We start from the raw sequence: 16,035 nt of genomic DNA on the forward strand, positions 1-16,035 counted from the left end.
AAGGAACGAACACCAGTACCAGCGCGATAGCGCTCGGTCGTGCTTGGCGTTTACGAGTGATCCAGCGTATTCCGTGAGAAGCCGTCAGTCCGCGTATCGTTCGCGTTCCGCGACGAGGACCTCGGTGCCGTTGCTCGACGCGAACACGCGGACGGTCGGGTCGTCGCCGTTTCCACCGTCGCCGCTATCGTTTTCCAGCTCTTCCGTGGAGAACTCGATCGCCCCGACGCTCCCCGTCTCCCCGACTTCCGGGATCAGCGTCTCGCCGACGACCGAGCCGTTGTCGGCGTCGAGTACACGAAGCCGGAAGTCGTCGTCCGTCGCAACGACGGCGATCGCGCGTCCGTCGATCGTGACGCCCGCGCGGATCGGATCGGTGGCGAACGAGCGGGTCGTCTCCCCGTCGACGGTGAGGTCGACGGCGTAGGCGCTCTCGTTGCCGACGACGTCCCAGCCGGTGCGCTCGGCCTCGACGGTCTCGCGCCAGCCGATCCCGCCGAGTTCGACCGAGGCGGTCCCGTCGTGGGCGATGACGTCGGCCCGCTCGGCGACGGTCCAGATCTCGCGATCGGAATTGACGACGATCAACCCGTCCTGGGTGGGCTGGAGGACCGCCTCCTCCTCGTCCAGATCGCCGGGATCGACGATCGGGCGCTGGCCGCTCGCCGCGTCCTCCTCGTAGGTCACGGTGTAGCCGCCGACGTCGACGCCGCCGGAGCCGGGGACGGCGTCCGCGCCGACGACGAACAGGTTGAGCGGGACGCTCGGCAGGGCGACGAGCACCGTCACCGAAAGAAGGATCGCGAGCACGGCGCCGCGGCGTATCTGTCCCGCGGACACCCGGGCGGGCAGGATCCGCGTCGCGATCGACAACGGCCCCGGAAGCGGCCGATCGGAGCCGGCGATCGCGACGGTGACCGCCATCGTCAACACGAGCACGAAGGCGACACCGGCGCCGCGATAGAGGACGAAGGTGTCGTTCTCGCCGATCCAGACGAGCAACCAGAGCGACTGGACCAGGCCGAGCAGCAGCGTCGCGAAGAAGACCCGCTGGGCGGGCGGGCGAACGTTCCGCCGCCGCAACAGCACCGCGCCGCAGAGCACGCCGAGGAGGAATCCCAGCAAGTGAGCCTGAAAGCCGATTCCGGCCCACGCCGGGGGCTCCGGCGGGCCGGTCGAGATCGTCTCCCTGAGTACGGGCTCGCTGAGCGCCAGGTACAGGGTCTGCAGCGCGCTCGCGGCGACGGCGGCGAGCACCGCCGCGATCGGGTAGGTGACGACGGCGAAGCCGACGATCGCGAACACCGCGCCCGAAAAGCCCAGGCCGGGGCCGAGGCCGAACGTCGACGTCAGGAACGCGGCCGCGAGTAACATCCCGGGGAACACGACGACCGCGCGGATCCAGGGCCGAGCGAGTAGTCCGTCGCCACCCGAACGATCGCCGGTCCCGGACGCGCCGGAAGCCGATCCCGGTCCGCCGGACCGCCGCGACGGCGCGTAGTGGCTCCATACGTACTCCGCGATCGGGGCGAACGCCAGCGTTGCCGCCATATTCGATGCGATGTGGCCGGGCGAGCCGTGGGCGATCCCCGCAGTGAGCAGCCCCGTCGGGTAGAAGTACGACCACGTGACGTACGGCAGCGTCACCGGATCGCTCCAGTCGCGCAGGCCCGCCTGGGCCAGCGAGTAGAACGCGACGACGATCGCGACGGTGACCAGCGTTCCCCACGGGACGCCGTAGAGGAGGCGGTCTTCGGCCAGCGATCGCCAGCGCCCGCCGCCGATTCGCCAGAGGAATCCGACTGCGACCAGTATCGTCACGAACACGGCGACCTGCGTCGGTGTGATCGGCATCGTCGGGTCGTTCGTACCGGGCTGACACAAAGATTTGGAACCGGACGCCCGATCGGGACGTACGGGTACTCAATCGGTACTCGTCCGTCTCGACTACCCGCTCGTGCCACCAGACCACCCGCCCGTCCGAACACTCAGCCGAACCGATCGATCGAACGGCTTTTGCGACGGCGGCGGATAGGAGACGCCGATGGAGGTACTGATCGTCGGCGCGGGCTCGATGGGGACGTGGTTCGGCGGGGCCGTCGACGCCGACGTGACGTTCGCCGACGTCGATCGCGACGCCGCGAGCGCGGCGGCCGAAGCCGTCGGCGGCGACGTCGCCGATCTCGACGGGAGCGATCGGTACGACGTCGTCTGCGTCGCGGTGCCGATGGCCCACGTCGTCGACGCGATCGCGGCCCACGCCGGTCGGGCGGAGCGAGCCGTCGTCGACGTCTCGGGCGTGATGGGAGCGCCGCTGGACGCGATGGCCGAGCACGCTCCGGAGCTCGAAACGGCGAGTCTGCACCCGCTTTTCGCCCCGGAACGCGCGCCCGGATCGATCGCAGTGGTCCGCGACGAACCGGGACCGGCGACCGAGTCGATCCTGGAGGCGCTGTCGGCCCGGAGGAACGACCTCGTCGAGACGACGGCGCCCGAACACGACGAGGCGATGGAGACGGTGCAGGCCGCGACCCACGCGGCCGTCCTCTCGTTCGCGCTCGCGGCCGAGTCCGTCCCCGAGGGCTTCGAGACGCCGATCTACGCGGAACTCCGGCGGCTGGCCGAGACGATGACCGAGGGGACGCCGCGCGTGTACACGGACATCCAGCGGACGTTCGATGGCGCCGACGCCGTCGCCGCCGCCGCCGCAGCGATCGCCGACGCCGACGCCGACGAACTCGAAACGATGTACCGCGAGGCGGCAGCCAAGTGGCACGACGGCCGGCCGGAGTCGGATCGATTCGTCCGATCCGACGCGAACCTCAGAGGTGACAACGAGTGAGCGACCAGCGCGAGGCGATCCGATCGAACGCCAAGTACCTGCGGAACGTCCGACCGATCGATCCGGACGAAATCTGCGAGTACGTGGAGGGGACGCCGCATCCGGCGGTCGTCCGCCAGCACCTGCGTGAGGATGCGGTCGACCTGGGCCTGCTCGAGCGCGAGGACGGCACGTTCGTCCCCGTCGAGGACGACCCCGTCCCGCCTCGTCGCGGCCCCATCGAACGGTTCCCCGCCCGCTACGAGTCGCGGGTCGAGGACTTCCTGGTCGACCGCTACGGGGTGAACTGGCACGAGGGTCCCACGGGCGAGTTGCTCCGATCGACCGTCCGCCGGTTCAAGGCCAGCTACCTCGACGGGCGACGCGTCGAGTACGACGACGACGTCGCGGCCGGCTACGCGATCTACCACCTGCCGGCCTACTACGCGGCCGTCCAGTACGCGCTGGACGACCTGGCCGATCGCGTCCTGCTCGATCGCACCCTTCGCGTGCTCGACGTCGGCGCCGGCGTGGGCGGTCCCGCGCTCGGCCTCGTCGACTACCTGCCCGGCGACGCCCTCGTCGAGTACCACGCGATCGAACCCAGCGCGGCCGCGGACGTGCTCGACGAACTCCTCGAAGAGACCGGTCGGAACGTCCACGCCACGGTCCACCGAACGACCGCGGAGGCGTTCGATTCCGACGCGGTTGCTGACGACGATTTTACCCCCGCGCACCCGGACGACGGCTTCGACCTCGTGCTCGCCTGCAACGTCCTGAGCGAACTCGAGGACCCCCGCGCCGTCGCCGAATCGTACCTCGAACTGCTCGCGCCGGACGGGACCTTCCTCGCGATGGCCCCCGCGGACAAGAACACCAGCATCCAGCTGCGCGAGCTCGAACGCGAACTCGAAGGTCGGCCGATCGACGTCGCGCTCGACGATCCGGACGAGCTGACCGATCGGCAACGCGGTCGCGCGGGGCGAGTCACCGTCTACGGCCCGACCGTTCGGCTCTGGTCCGGGAAGACTCCGTCCGATCGCGGCTGGTCGTTCGACGTCCGGCCCGATCTCTCGGTCCCGTCGTTCCAGCGGAATCTCGACGAGGCGACGCCTCCGAACGACCCGAACCACGACCCCGGCGAGTTCGTCAACGTCGACGTCCAGTTTTCCTACTCGCTGCTCCGTCTCGACGGCCGCCGCCGGATCGACCTCGACCCGGATACGTCGGAGTGGGCCCGGATGGCCGACATGGAACGCCACGTCACGAACCGGATCGACCTCGTGGCCGCGAAGCTCAGCCGATCGCTGAGCGGGGGCGACGATCGCGGCGACGGCCGATCCGGCCGATCGAATCCCCTCTTCAAGATCAGCGACGGCAGCGAGTCGATCGACCACTACGCCGTCTGCACGACGGAGACCTCGCTCAACCGCCCGCTGCTCGAGGCCGACTACGGCGACGTCCTCGCGTTCGAGCAGATCCTCGCCCTCTGGAACGACGACGAGGAGGCCTACAACCTCGTCGTCGACGAGGAGACGATCGTCGATCCGATCGGCTAGTACTGTGCCTCGAGGCGGCTAGATCTTCCGTTGAAAGCGTATTCAAAGAGTTCACTGCTGTATCCGTATCTATTGAAACCACTACGAAAGCCCCTGACGTGATCGACCATCCGGGCCTCGCTGCGCGCTTCCTTCACTTCGTTCAGTCCAGTGCTTACGTCGGCCATCTTCCCGGAGCCAGCAGGGGCTTTCGTAGTGTTGTCCGCGGACGCGGAATACGTTACGCGCCTATCAAAACCGATCGCACTACATTGTCCCGATAATCGATCGCGTCGTGCGAACGAGTGTCAAAAGCGGAGGGCTTTTCGCGTCGCCGACAAACCGACTACCTATGAGCGACGACCTCGAGATCCTGCTGACGAACGACGACGGGATCGGGAGTACGGGAATTCGGGCGCTGTACAACGCCCTCTCGGAGCGCGCGAACGTGACCGTCGTCGCCCCCGCCAGCGATCAGAGCGCCTGCGGCCGATCGATCTCGCACGAAGTCGACGTCCGGGAGCACGAACTCGGCTACGCGGTCGAGGGGACGCCCGCGGACTGCGTCGTCGCCGGCCTCGCGGAACTCGGCCCGGTCCCCGACATCGTCGTCGCGGGCTGTAACAAGGGCGCGAACCTCGGCGAGTACGTGCTCGGTCGATCAGGGACGATCAGCGCGGCGGTCGAAGCCGCCTTCTTCGACGTGCCCGCGGTCGCGACCTCGCTGTACGTGCCGGTCGACGACGAGACACCGTTCGAGGAGATCGAACTCACCGCCGAGGACTTCAGCGAGGCGACGCGCGTCACGAAGTTCCTCGTCGAGCACGGCCTCCGGTCGGGGGTCTTCGAGCACGCGGCCTACCTCAACGTCAACGTCCCGCTGCCGGACGGCGAGCCGGCGCCGATCGAGATCACGGAGCCCTCGAAGCGATACGAGATGGACGCCGTCCGACGCGACGGCGTCGTCCACCTCCACGACCACGTCTGGGAGTCGATGGACCCCGAGTCGATCCCGGACCCCGAGGGAACCGATCGCCGGGCTGTCGCCGAGGGCCGGATCAGCCTCTCGCCGCTGACGGCGCCCCACACGACGAACCACCACGAGATTCTCGAGGACCTCGTCGCGGCGTACGCGGACCGCGCCGCGTCGATCGATCGCTGACCGAGGCCACTCCGGTCGGTAGTTCCGGGCCGGGCCGATCGGTAGTTTCGAATCGGCCCACTCGCCGGCGATCGACCGGAATCCGGCGATCGTCGGCGGCCGGTCGGCGAGTCCCGATCGATTCACCGGGCGACGTCCGACCGGGGATGGTTTGTATCAGCGGGCCGAACGGGAGGTATGACGACGGTCGAAATCGAGTACTGCGTCCCGTGCGGCTTCCTCGATCGAGCCGAAGCCGTCCAGCACGCGCTCCTCTCGACGCTCGGCGAGGAACTCGACGCCGTCACGCTCAGGACGGGCGATCACGGCGTGTTCGTCGTCCGCGTCGACGACGACGTCGTCTTCGACACGGCCGAGGACGCGTTCGACGTCGACGAGATCGTCCGCGACGTTCGCGGTCGCCTGTAGTCCGGCCGCGGCGCCGAGAACCGATCGAAACGGGCTCGATCGGGTGTCGGAAACGTGATTGAATAACCGGCTTGCAGGTCGCAAGGCACGCGTTATTCGGTGACGGAACCGTCACGATACGCATACCCAAACCAACACGCGCACGGACATATATGGTCAGAAACATAAGATCAAGGTAGGTGCGCGTTCAATCAGCGACAACCTCAACGAAGGGTGACCGACACATGGTATTCAATACGCTCAAAGCACGGCTCTCGTCTTTCTGGTCCTCCACAGACGCCGACGAGGGGCAAACGACGGAGTCGCCACCGACCGCATCCGACGAACCGACACCCGATGATGACGAAACATTAAGTTACGCCGAACAGATCGAGTACGGCGTCGACGAACGCGAACTCCCCGACGAAGACAAAATTCTCAGATTGCTCGTCAAACGCGGCGGCCGCGTCGACGAAGCGACCGTTCGCGAGGAAACCGGCTGGTCAGCGGACCGCCTCAAATCGGTCATCGATCGGATGGAGGACGACGACCAGGTCAGCGCCATCACCGTCGGCCGCAAGCGCGTCATCTGCCGGCGCGGGTTCGAGCCGAAGGGGTATCGATCCCACTTGAACGAGTAGCTCGTTTCGTTCTGTTTCGTTGCGATCGCCGCCAGTTCTCGGCGGCAGGGTCGGATCGCATCCGGATGGTTCCACTGTTACCGGAGACGTTTCGGTTTCGCCGCGAACGATTCCGCTTTCGCCGGGCTCGTCCCGTCTCCAGCCGATCGAACGGTCCGTCCACCTCGCTCGCTGGCACCCGCCGTCTCTGACGGCGAGCGGCGACTCGACCTCCCATCGGCTCGGGATCGCGGCATCGGAACGCATCGCGGCGAGTGACTGTCAGCCCCACAAACTATTTGTCGGGGAGTTCCGATTCCCTTGCGTATGTACGGTCCCCGGAGTGACAGGAGTCGACGGGTTCGCAGCAATGTCGGGTGACGCGTCCGCCCAACGTGCGGGAGACGACCCCGCCCTGCGCGGCGAACTGCGAGTGGCGCCGTTCGAGGGCGGGGCGCTCACGCGTCACGTCGCGACGGCGTACGACGAATTACGCGAGACGTACGGGTACGAATTGGTGGATATTCTGGTTGTGAAACGGTTTCCGACGGGGATCGAGGCGCTCTCGCAGGCGCTGGTCGAGGAACTGGCGCTTCCGAGTCGGCCGAACGTCAAGACGATCGCGCGCCACGCCTCGACGGTGCTGACCGAGCGCGCGCCGGAGACGCGAGTCCTCTCCGAGGTGGAACGCATCGAAACCCTGGCGATGGTGCTCGAGGGCCACGCGTGGGAGCACGACTACTTCGCGTCGGCCGCCGACCACGAGTCGTTCGGCCGGGACGTCGGTCGCATCCTGCTCGCCGGAACCTACAGCGGTCAGTTCGATCGGCCGGACGTCGACGCGGGACCGCACGGCGAGTTGCTCGCCGAACTGCAAACCGTCCGCGACGACTTTCACGACTGGCTCGAGACCCAGGGGTGGGTCGAACGACCCGACGTGCTCCGGCGGGCGACCGCGGCGCTCGCCGACGACGCGGTCCGATCGACGATCGAGCGGGAGTTCGAGGCGATCGTCGCCGTCGGCTTCGAGGAGTTCGGCGCGCTCGAACGCCGCTATCTCGCGGCGCTCGCCGAGAACGCGACGCTCGTCGCCGTGGGCGAAGAAGACGCGAGCATCGCACGGGTGTGGAACGAACCCGGATCGGTCGCGGATCTCGGCGGCTCCCGTCCCGTCGAACGGGTCGATCGGCTCCGGGATCGCGAGACGACGACCGATCGGGTCGCCCGCTTTCTGGCGACCGGCGACGAGTCACTACTTTCCGGCTGTGACGACCCGATCTACCGGATCGCGGAACCCACCTTTCACGAACAGCTGTCGACGATCGCGAACGAGATCGGCTATCTCAGAGCCGAGTACGGCTGGGACTACGACGATATCGCCGTCCTCGTCAAGGACTCGAACGGACCGATTCGGCGGATCCGCCGCGTTCTTCGGCGGGCCGGCATCCCGACCGCCTCCGCGACCGCGAACGGGCTGGGCGGCGATCGCGCCGTCCGCGAACTCCACGCCCTCGCGACGTATCACGCGACGACCGATCGCGAGGAACGCGACCGCGCTCGAAAACTCGTCGCCGATCGGCTGGGACGCTGGCCGCAGGACGCCGTCGACGCCGTTTCGTCGGCGTCGAGCGCGGCAGACAAGCTCGGCCGCTGGATCCTCGAAACGGATCTCAAGCGGCGGATCGCCGAGAGCGAGCCGATCGAGGCGCGGGCCCAGTTTCACCACGTCTCGCGGGTGCTGGAGATCGCCGAGTTCGTCGAACGGGCCGATTTCGTGCCGAACGGGTGGGACGGCTTTCTGCGCGTGCTCGAGCGGGCGATCACGTACGTCGCCTCGGACACCTACTCGACGAGCGTCGACGTCGAGGAAAACGGCGTGGTCGTCGACGCCGTGCGGATCTGCAAGCACGAGCGGCGGACGGCCGTCTTCCTCGTCGACGTACACGAGGGCCAATACCCCGAATCGCCCCGCCTGACGCGGCTCTTCCCGCAGGAGTGGGTCCGGGCCATGCCGGGGTACCCCGGCGTGACGACCCCCGCGGACGCCGACGTCCGATCGACGTTCGAGACGTCGCCCGAGACGATCCACGAACCGTTCGAGGCGTACTACGCCGAACTCGCCAGACGCCAGCTGGCGATCGGGGCCCGGGCGGCGGCCGATCGGCTGTACTTCTGTACGGCCGGGAAGGACGATTCGGCGCTCGGAAGACGACAGCACCCGTCGCGATACCTCGACACCCTCGAAGAACACGCGGGCGTCGAGACGATCGAAATCGGCTCCGAGGACGCGCCCCGGGACGTCTACTCCCACGGCGAGGCGAGCGCGACCGTGCTCTCGGAGCCGTGGGACCAGCTCGAACGGATCCAGCAGGCCGCCAGCACCGGTTCCGCCTACGATCTGCGACGGGCCGAGCGGACGCTCGGCGCGATACAGACGCTGCTCGAGTCAGACGACCTCGACCCGCGGTTCGAACAGGCGGTGTACGCCCAGATCGATCGGGCGCTCGGCGATGTGGGTGCCGGTCGGCCGGCCAACGAGACGAACGCCGATCGACCGGTTGACGGGACGGAGGTGGATTCGAGTGGCGAGTGACGCGCCCGCGGAGACGGCCGGGGAGCGGTCCGAGCCGATCGATCTCGCCGAGGTCGAGACCTACCTCCGTTGTCCCCGTCGGCACCAGTACGAACACCGGCGGCGGATTCACACCGCGACGCGACGGGACGCGGTCGCCGCGCGGACCGCGATCTACCGGGCGGTGATCACGGCCGCGCTCGATCGGTGGTCCGCCGCGGCTCCGGATCGATCGACGCTGCGCGAGACCGCCACGGCCGCCCTGTACGAACACTTGGACGGCGCGTCGATCTTCGAGGGCCGACCGGGGACCTCCCGGCAGCGCCGCTACGACGAGGCCACCGTTCGAACGGCGGTCGAGAACTACGTAGACGAGCGCGGCGAGGCCCACGCCGAGAGCGCGATCGCGATCGGGGAGACGTACGCCTACGCGGCCGGCGGCGAGACCCTCGCCTGTCCCGTCGATCTCTTCAGGGAGGCCGACGGCGGATACGAGATCGTCCGGTTCGTCACGACGCTCGACGGCGTCGTCTGGGAGGACCCGTACAGCGATCCGGTTGCGGACTACCGAAGCGGAGAGGGCTTCTACCCCCGAGAGGTCGGGAGCGTCCTCCGGGCGTACGCGACGATCCACGCGGTCGCCGCGGCCCACGACGTCAGCGCGCACAACGTGCGATTCCGGTACTACGCGATCGCCCAGGAGACCTACCCCGCCCACGACGCCGGTGGCCGGAACCCCCGACCCGAGGTCGTCGCCGCCGATCGGAACGTCACCGATCCGTGCTGGGACGCCGGCTCCGAGTGCGAAACGTTGCTCCGGGAGGTGGCCACCTCGGTCGCGGCCCGGGACTGGGATCCCGCCGATCGGTGGGACGCCATCGCGGCCAGATCGTGTCGCGACTGCAAGTACCGGTCCATGTGTCTCGACTACATCAACGAGGAGGTGCGATTCTGAATGGCTGAACGAGACGCGCTCGACGGCACCGGCGCGGCGTCGGACGACGAAGCGGCCGAGAGCCGGGATGCCCACGGCGACATCGAGGAGATCCGACCCCGAGGCACCCAACCCGACGTCATCGAGGCGGCGGACGATCGGATCATCGTCTCGGCCGGCGCCGGCACCGGGAAGACCCAGACGATGGCCTGGCGGATCGAGGCCGCGATCGAGGGCGACACCGCGCCCGATCGGATCCTCGTGCTGACGTTCGCGAACAAGGCGGCCCACTCCATCCAGGACGACCTGGGCGACCTGCTCGACGACGGTCGAGGGTACGACGTCGACGCCTACACCTACCACTCCTTTTGCCACCGCCTGCTCGCCGAGTACGCCTACTACTTCGACCTCGACCCCGAGTTCGACCTCGTCACCGAGGACGAGCGCCGCGCGATCATCCAGTCGATCGTCGACGACCTCGAGTACCGGTTCGTCGAGCCGATCGACGCCCGGACCGGCGACGATCGGGTGGAACGCGACCTCGTCGACTTCATCGAGGAACTCAAACGGTCGGGAATCGATCCCGACGAGGTCGACGCGATCCTCCCCGAGACGGAAACGATCGCCGCCCTGTCGGAACTGGCGAGGCAACTTCGCGACCTAGGAATCCGGCTCTTCGACACCGATCGCAACCCGGCTCTGAAGGACGATCCGCTGGCCTTCGAGCGCCGGTTCGACGCCTACCGGCGAGTGCTCCGCCACCAGCGATCGAGACTCGAGGACGGAACGCCGATCGAGGCCGACGTCGCGGGCTACCTGGGATCGATGCTCGAACTGGTCGACGAGGTCGAGGGGCTGTTGCTCGACGGCGCTTCGAGCTGGTACGAGCGGTTCGTGCCGCAGGCGCTGTTCGCCGGCACCGTCCCGTCGTTCTTCGCGGACACGCATCAGACGCCGATCGGCCGTCTCGTCGCCTACGTCGAGCTCCTCCAGGAAGCCCACGACTTCCTGCCGGGCTATCGCGCCTACGAGCGAACCCTGCGCGGCGAGGGCGCCTACCGGTCGATGCTGGATTACGACGACCTCATCGGGTTCGCGACGGACTTACTCGACGACGACGGGGTTCGCGAGGAACTCGTCGGCCAGTGGGACGCGATTCTCTGCGACGAGTTCCAGGACACCGACGGCGCGCAACTCGAGTTCATCACCCGGCTGGCCGCCGAGTCGGAGCTGTTCGTCATCGGCGACGCGGACCAGGCCATCTACGAGTGGCGGGGTGCCCACCCCGAGAACATGGCCCGGATCACCGACGAACTCGACGACTTCGCGTCGTACAATCTCGACCTCAACTTCCGATCGCCGGACGCCGTCCTGGACCTCGCGGCCGAGCTGCCGGCCGACACGCACGGCCTCGACGCGCACAAGGACGACGTCGAGAACGCCGTCGTCAGGGTCGACGCCGCGGACGACGAGGACGAGCAGGCGACGCAGGTGAGCACGGCCATCTCCAAGCTGATCAAGGGCGAGTTCTCGTCGATCGACCGGGCCGACCTGGGCGACGTCGCGGTGCTCGTGCGGACGAACCGGCAGGCGAACCTGGTCGCGAGCCACCTCGACGAGGCCTGTCTCCCCTACGAGCTGCCCCACGACGCGGGCGGCGACGTGTCGCCGGGAATCGAGACGGTGCTCGCCTACCTGCGGGTGCTGGTCGACCCGCACGACGACGTCAGCCTCAACCGCGTGCTCGCGGTGTTCTACCGGTTCTCGGCGGCCGATCTGGATCGTCTCAACCGCGGCCCCGGAAGCGCGTACGACGAACTCACCGATCGACCCGCGAGCGAGTTCGACGCCCCCGATCGCGTCGGGCGGGCGCGATCGCACGTCGAGGAACTGCGCGAGGTTCGGCGCAGCCGCTCGATCTCGGAGCTGTACGCCGAACTCACGTCAACGACGAACTTCGAGTGGTTTCTCACCGCCGACGAGCGACGCGACCTCGCGGCGATCGAGCGGCTGATCGAGACGTTCGACGAGGGCCGGGTCACGCAGTCGACGCTCACGGAGGCGTTCGTCTCGTACGTCGAACTGCAGGGCGACCTCGCCGGCAGGGATCGCGGCGGGACGATCGAGACGGCCGAGAAGGCCGCGGACAAGATCAACGTCATGACGATCTTCCAGGCCAAGGGCCTGGAGTTCGACGTCGTCCTCCTGCCGTTTTTGAGCGCGGACGACTGGCCGCCGCTCCCGCCTGGCCGGTTCCCGAATCCCTACGCGAAGTCGACCCACTCGTTCGCGGCGATCGCTGACCTCGTCGAGGGCGATCGCGCGACCTCGCTGCGGACCGACCTCTCGGCCAGGGAGGTCCCCGAGGAGTGGCGCATCCTCCACGTCGGAATCACCCGCGCTCGGGAGCGGCTGTTCCTGTTCGGCCGCAACCCGGCGGATCCCGACGTCCCCGCGGCCCAACTGGATGGCTACCTCCCCGACGAGATCGAGTGGAGCGTCCGCGGGCCCCACATGGACGTCTGGGAGCGGATCACCGACGCCTACGAGACGCTCGACGATCGGTTCACGACCGATCTCACCGATCCGATCGACGCCGGGCTGGACCGCGACTCCGTCTCGCTGCAGTACTTCCAAGATCCGATCTCGCTGGACGCGGCGATCGACGAGGCGCTGGACCTGGCGAGCCAGCTTCGGGCGGGGACGCTCTCCGGAACCGATCCCGAGGCGATCGGCGTCCGGACCGACCCGACGCGAGACCTCGAGCGGCGGCTCGAACGGCGCCACAGCCACAGTTCGATCGAGACCGTGACGGGCTGCGAGCGGCGCCACGTCCTCGATCACGTTCTCTACGCGTTCGAGGATCCGCTCGCCTACAGCGTGCCCGACTCGCCCGACGCGACCGGGCCGACGCCGACCGCGGTCGGGACGCTCTTCCACGCCGTCGCGGAGGAGGCGTTTTGGCGCAGCTACGAGAGCCGGGACCAGTGGGCCGCCGCCTGCGAGCGGCTCGGTCGCGCGCACGGAACGACGGACGCGATCGACGAGGCGAAGCGGTGCGTCGACCGGTACTTCGAGACCGCCGCCGCCGACTGGGAGTCGGTCGGGGCGGAGATCCCGTTCGAACTCGACCCGAACGAGTCGGGCGTCTCCGGGACGATCGTCGGCGAGATCGACGCGATCGCGCGCGATCTCGACGGCACCGTCGTCGTCCTCGACTACAAAACCGGGAGCCGGCGGATGGCCCCGGAGGAGAGTTCGCAGCTCCTGCTGTACCTGCTCGCCGCCCGGCGGACGCTCTCGGTGCCGATCGAGGCGGCCGGGTACGTGTACGTCGGCGAGGCCGGCCCCGACGTGCAGCTAGCCGACGCCGAGCAGTTGCTCGACGCGCGTCCCGCGCTGGACCGCGCCCTTCGGACCGCGGACGAGAGTCAGTTCGGGGACGATAGCGACGGGAGACACTGTTACGACTGTCCGCACAAGTCACTCGGCTGCGCCTCCGACGAGTTCTACGGGCGCGAGTGATCGCTTCGCGACGCCGGGGGCGCCGGGGGCACTGGCGATCGCGGCTCCCGCTCTCGCGTCTGCCGCTACTACTTCCGCGTCCGCCACTCCTCGCGCAACAGGCCGTACCAGTACAGGTCGTGGTAGTCGCCGCGGAACCACGTCGCCTGCTGGAGCGTCCCCTTGCGCTCGAACCCCAGCGATTCCAGCAGCCCTGTGGAGGCCTCGTTGAAGCTCCCGCAGTGGGCGCTCACCCGACGGAGGTTCACGACGGGGCGATTGCCTCGGAGTACGATCGGATCGCCGGGTCACGCCGTCGATCGCTTCTCTGTCGGGGATGGGGCGACGCTTCGTCGAACTCAGTCCTCGATGGTGAGTTTCGACCCGACAGTTTTACTCTCCCGATCACCACCCCTCACATCGCTGTTCCGAAGGTCGCTCAGTGAACGTCCCTCGAACCCCGGATGGCACCAGAATTTGTATCCGTTTAGCGCGTCGTCCCGGTCCCGTCCAACGAGTTCGTGCAGGAGTTCCTTCGTTAGACCGGTGAACGAGTACACGTTCTCGTCGTGGTCCCACCGGGCGTTGTCGCTTCGACCGGTATCACCCGTGACGGTGGCCCACCAGAAGTCATCGTCCTCCGACCACTCGAGATCTGCTCCTTCCGGCACACGTTCGGGATCGAAATACACCTTCTCGCCGGGTTTCAGCACCTCGCGCTCGAGCAGAACGTTGATGGCCGCAGGTCGGCGCGACGTCTTCCGTTGTTTTTCTTGTTTCTCCCGGCGCTTCGTCATGTATTCCTCGGCCTCGGCAACCGGAATGACCTGCTGGCTGTTGAGGAGAACTCGACCCTGGTGTTCGTAGGCTTCGATCCTCGTACAGGTGATGTCCATTCCGTACTCCTCGATTAGCCACATCACGGGAGCCGTGATTTCAGTCCCGAACCGACCCGCCGCCAGTAAGAGACGAGGCTTCTGATCGAGTTCGAACTCGGCCCACCCATCACTCGTCAGAACGATCTTTTCCTCCCCTCCCTCGAGAAAATCGACGAAGGTCTGTCCGACTTCTTCGGGCGTCAGCTCCTCTTCGTTCCGTTCGCTCCAGAACTCGCGGTAGTCCTTTTGGATGTTTTCGGCGGTCAGCGTCGCGCAGTAGCTTGCGTACTTGATGGCCTGAAGGTCCGTGGTTCGGTCAGCTCTATCGCGTTTGAGCTCGATGACGACCAGCGTTCCCGTCCGGTCGAGGGCGAGAATATCGAGCCGATCCAGCGTGTCTTCGAAGTTGGCGTACTCGGACGTGATAACCAGCAGGTCGTCGCCCAGGATTCGAGGTTGCTCGATCGCCCATTCTTGGAGATCCTGGCGCTCCAGTATCCCCAACTCGGACAACGCCTGCTCCTCGATCCCCTCGAGAACGTCGTTTTCATCGTCGATACTGAATATCATGTGAGACAGTCATTCGTCAGGGATCAAACTTCTTTCTCTGACTACTCTGCCGGAACGCGCGTAGCAGAAGGCTACGAGACAGAACGGTCCCCTCGCCGCGTCCAGTATCCGTCTCGACGACCTCTCCAGGGAACGAGCTCACAGTTTGGCGAACAGAACAAACTGCTACAGTGGCCGACGATCCCGCGATCGACACGTTGTACTGATTAGAGGCGCGAGAGTTCGATCCGCAGTCCCTAATAGGCGGTGGCTTCTCAGCGAAGCTGCACCGTTGCAGGATTTCGCGCTGACCCTGCGGGTAACAACTGTTCTTCTCGGGGTCGGCCACGATATCAAACTCCCTCTCGCGGGTGTCGTACGGCTGAATTTCTCCCGTCTGGAGTGCCATACTTTCTCCGAGGGGAGTAGCGATCCAGCACCGATCGTCCGTGCGGTTAATCGAGGTTTCGGCAGGGGACAAGTGAAGGCCAGTTGTGCTATTGAAATCCGAGAGAAAACAGCTCCACAGTCGCGTCCCACCAGAATACTGGAACGACTCTTCACCTACGTATTCGAGGGCGATCGAGATGCGGGGGGTGTGAACCATCGCTATCTCGATTACCGTTTCTGCCGTAATGTCGAACCCGATATCAGCGAGAAGTGCGATTTTCCCCTCCTCGGCGATCGGCTCTGGGACTGCTTCCGCCGAGTCGTACGCTCGGATGTCTACGGACTCGAGCACTGCAAGTACGTCGCTACCCGAAGTCTCGTGATTGCCGTCGCCCCCATCAGTTCGAAGCGTCTCACTGCCGGGGAAACGGGGCAGATCTCGGGTCATAACGCGTATTCAACTGTACGGAGGAGGGGTAATAACATGTCCGTCGGATACTGATTGTATCAGTTTAATCGGTACGGCGAGTATGATGTCTGCGAAGCCTATCTTCGAGGGCATCCGTCCCGTAGTATGTATAGAGCAAGTATCTATTATCAGATGGATATACTGTCTATCTTCTTTTCTCAACTCTAATACCGCCGCAACTTCGACAGGAAGAAATTTCAGCTGAGCTAGT

Annotated in this window: 12 protein-coding genes; 8 read left to right on the forward strand and 4 right to left on the reverse strand. The window is 66.6% G+C overall.

From position 1 onward, the window contains the following. Nucleotides 1–84: 84 nt before the first annotated feature. Nucleotides 85–1,854, reverse strand: a complete 1,770-nt coding sequence (locus MUH00_RS13545; protein ID WP_246999384.1) for a rhomboid family intramembrane serine protease — start codon at nt 1,852–1,854, stop codon at nt 85–87. A 190-nt stretch (nt 1,855–2,044) separates the two neighbouring features. On the opposite strand from MUH00_RS13545, the gene MUH00_RS13550 reads away from it, so the two are divergent. The 8 genes from MUH00_RS13550 to MUH00_RS13585 all read left to right on the forward strand — a co-directional run bounded on the left by MUH00_RS13550 (nt 2,045) and on the right by MUH00_RS13585 (nt 13,559). Next, nucleotides 2,045–2,842 (forward strand): prephenate dehydrogenase/arogenate dehydrogenase family protein, encoded by a 798-nt coding sequence (locus MUH00_RS13550; protein WP_246999386.1) that lies wholly within the window; start codon nt 2,045–2,047, stop codon nt 2,840–2,842. Continuing rightward, nucleotides 2,839–4,380: a small ribosomal subunit Rsm22 family protein gene (locus tag MUH00_RS13555; RefSeq protein ID WP_246999388.1), complete on the forward strand. Its 1,542-nt coding sequence runs from the start codon at nt 2,839–2,841 to the stop codon at nt 4,378–4,380. Before MUH00_RS13550 ends, MUH00_RS13555 begins: the two co-directional genes overlap by 4 nt. 331 nt (nt 4,381–4,711) lie before the next feature. Continuing rightward, complete coding sequence (surE, locus tag MUH00_RS13560) at nt 4,712–5,521, forward strand: 5'/3'-nucleotidase SurE (protein WP_246999389.1); 810 nt, start codon at nt 4,712–4,714, stop codon at nt 5,519–5,521. Between the two features lie 177 nt (nt 5,522–5,698). Then, nucleotides 5,699–5,929 (forward strand): SelT/SelW/SelH family protein, encoded by a 231-nt coding sequence (locus tag MUH00_RS13565; protein ID WP_246999392.1) that lies wholly within the window; start codon nt 5,699–5,701, stop codon nt 5,927–5,929. A gap of 224 nt (nt 5,930–6,153) precedes the next feature. Then, nucleotides 6,154–6,549, forward strand: a complete 396-nt coding sequence (locus MUH00_RS13570; protein ID WP_246999394.1) for a helix-turn-helix transcriptional regulator — start codon at nt 6,154–6,156, stop codon at nt 6,547–6,549. Nucleotides 6,550–6,898: 349 nt separating this feature from the next. Beyond that, nucleotides 6,899–9,121 carry a PD-(D/E)XK nuclease family protein gene (locus MUH00_RS13575; protein WP_246999396.1) on the forward strand — a complete coding sequence of 741 codons (2,223 nt, stop codon included), beginning with the start codon at nt 6,899–6,901 and terminating at the stop codon, nt 9,119–9,121. Continuing rightward, a complete protein-coding gene (locus MUH00_RS13580; RefSeq protein WP_246999398.1) occupies nt 9,111–10,055 on the forward strand; it encodes a PD-(D/E)XK nuclease family protein in 945 nt (314 codons plus the stop codon). The genes MUH00_RS13575 and MUH00_RS13580 overlap by 11 nt, the downstream gene beginning before the upstream one ends. Next, nucleotides 10,056–13,559: an ATP-dependent helicase gene (locus MUH00_RS13585; RefSeq protein WP_246999400.1), complete on the forward strand. Its 3,504-nt coding sequence runs from the start codon at nt 10,056–10,058 to the stop codon at nt 13,557–13,559. Between the two features lie 68 nt (nt 13,560–13,627). On the opposite strand, the gene MUH00_RS13590 is transcribed toward MUH00_RS13585, so the two are convergent. The 3 genes from MUH00_RS13590 to MUH00_RS13600 form a co-directional block, all read right to left on the reverse strand. Beyond that, on the reverse strand, nt 13,628–13,807 hold the full coding sequence (locus MUH00_RS13590; protein WP_246999402.1) for a GNAT family N-acetyltransferase: 180 nt from the start codon (nt 13,805–13,807) through the stop codon (nt 13,628–13,630). A 90-nt stretch (nt 13,808–13,897) separates the two neighbouring features. Then, nucleotides 13,898–14,986 (reverse strand): PDDEXK family nuclease, encoded by a 1,089-nt coding sequence (locus tag MUH00_RS13595; protein WP_246999404.1) that lies wholly within the window; start codon nt 14,984–14,986, stop codon nt 13,898–13,900. Nucleotides 14,987–15,002: 16 nt separating this feature from the next. Next, nucleotides 15,003–15,803 (reverse strand): hypothetical protein, encoded by an 801-nt coding sequence (locus MUH00_RS13600; RefSeq protein WP_246999406.1) that lies wholly within the window; start codon nt 15,801–15,803, stop codon nt 15,003–15,005. Between the last annotated feature and the right edge of the window lie 232 nt (nt 15,804–16,035).

Source organism: Halosolutus gelatinilyticus (assembly GCF_023028105.1).
Lineage (GTDB): Archaea > Halobacteriota > Halobacteria > Halobacteriales > Natrialbaceae > Halosolutus > Halosolutus gelatinilyticus.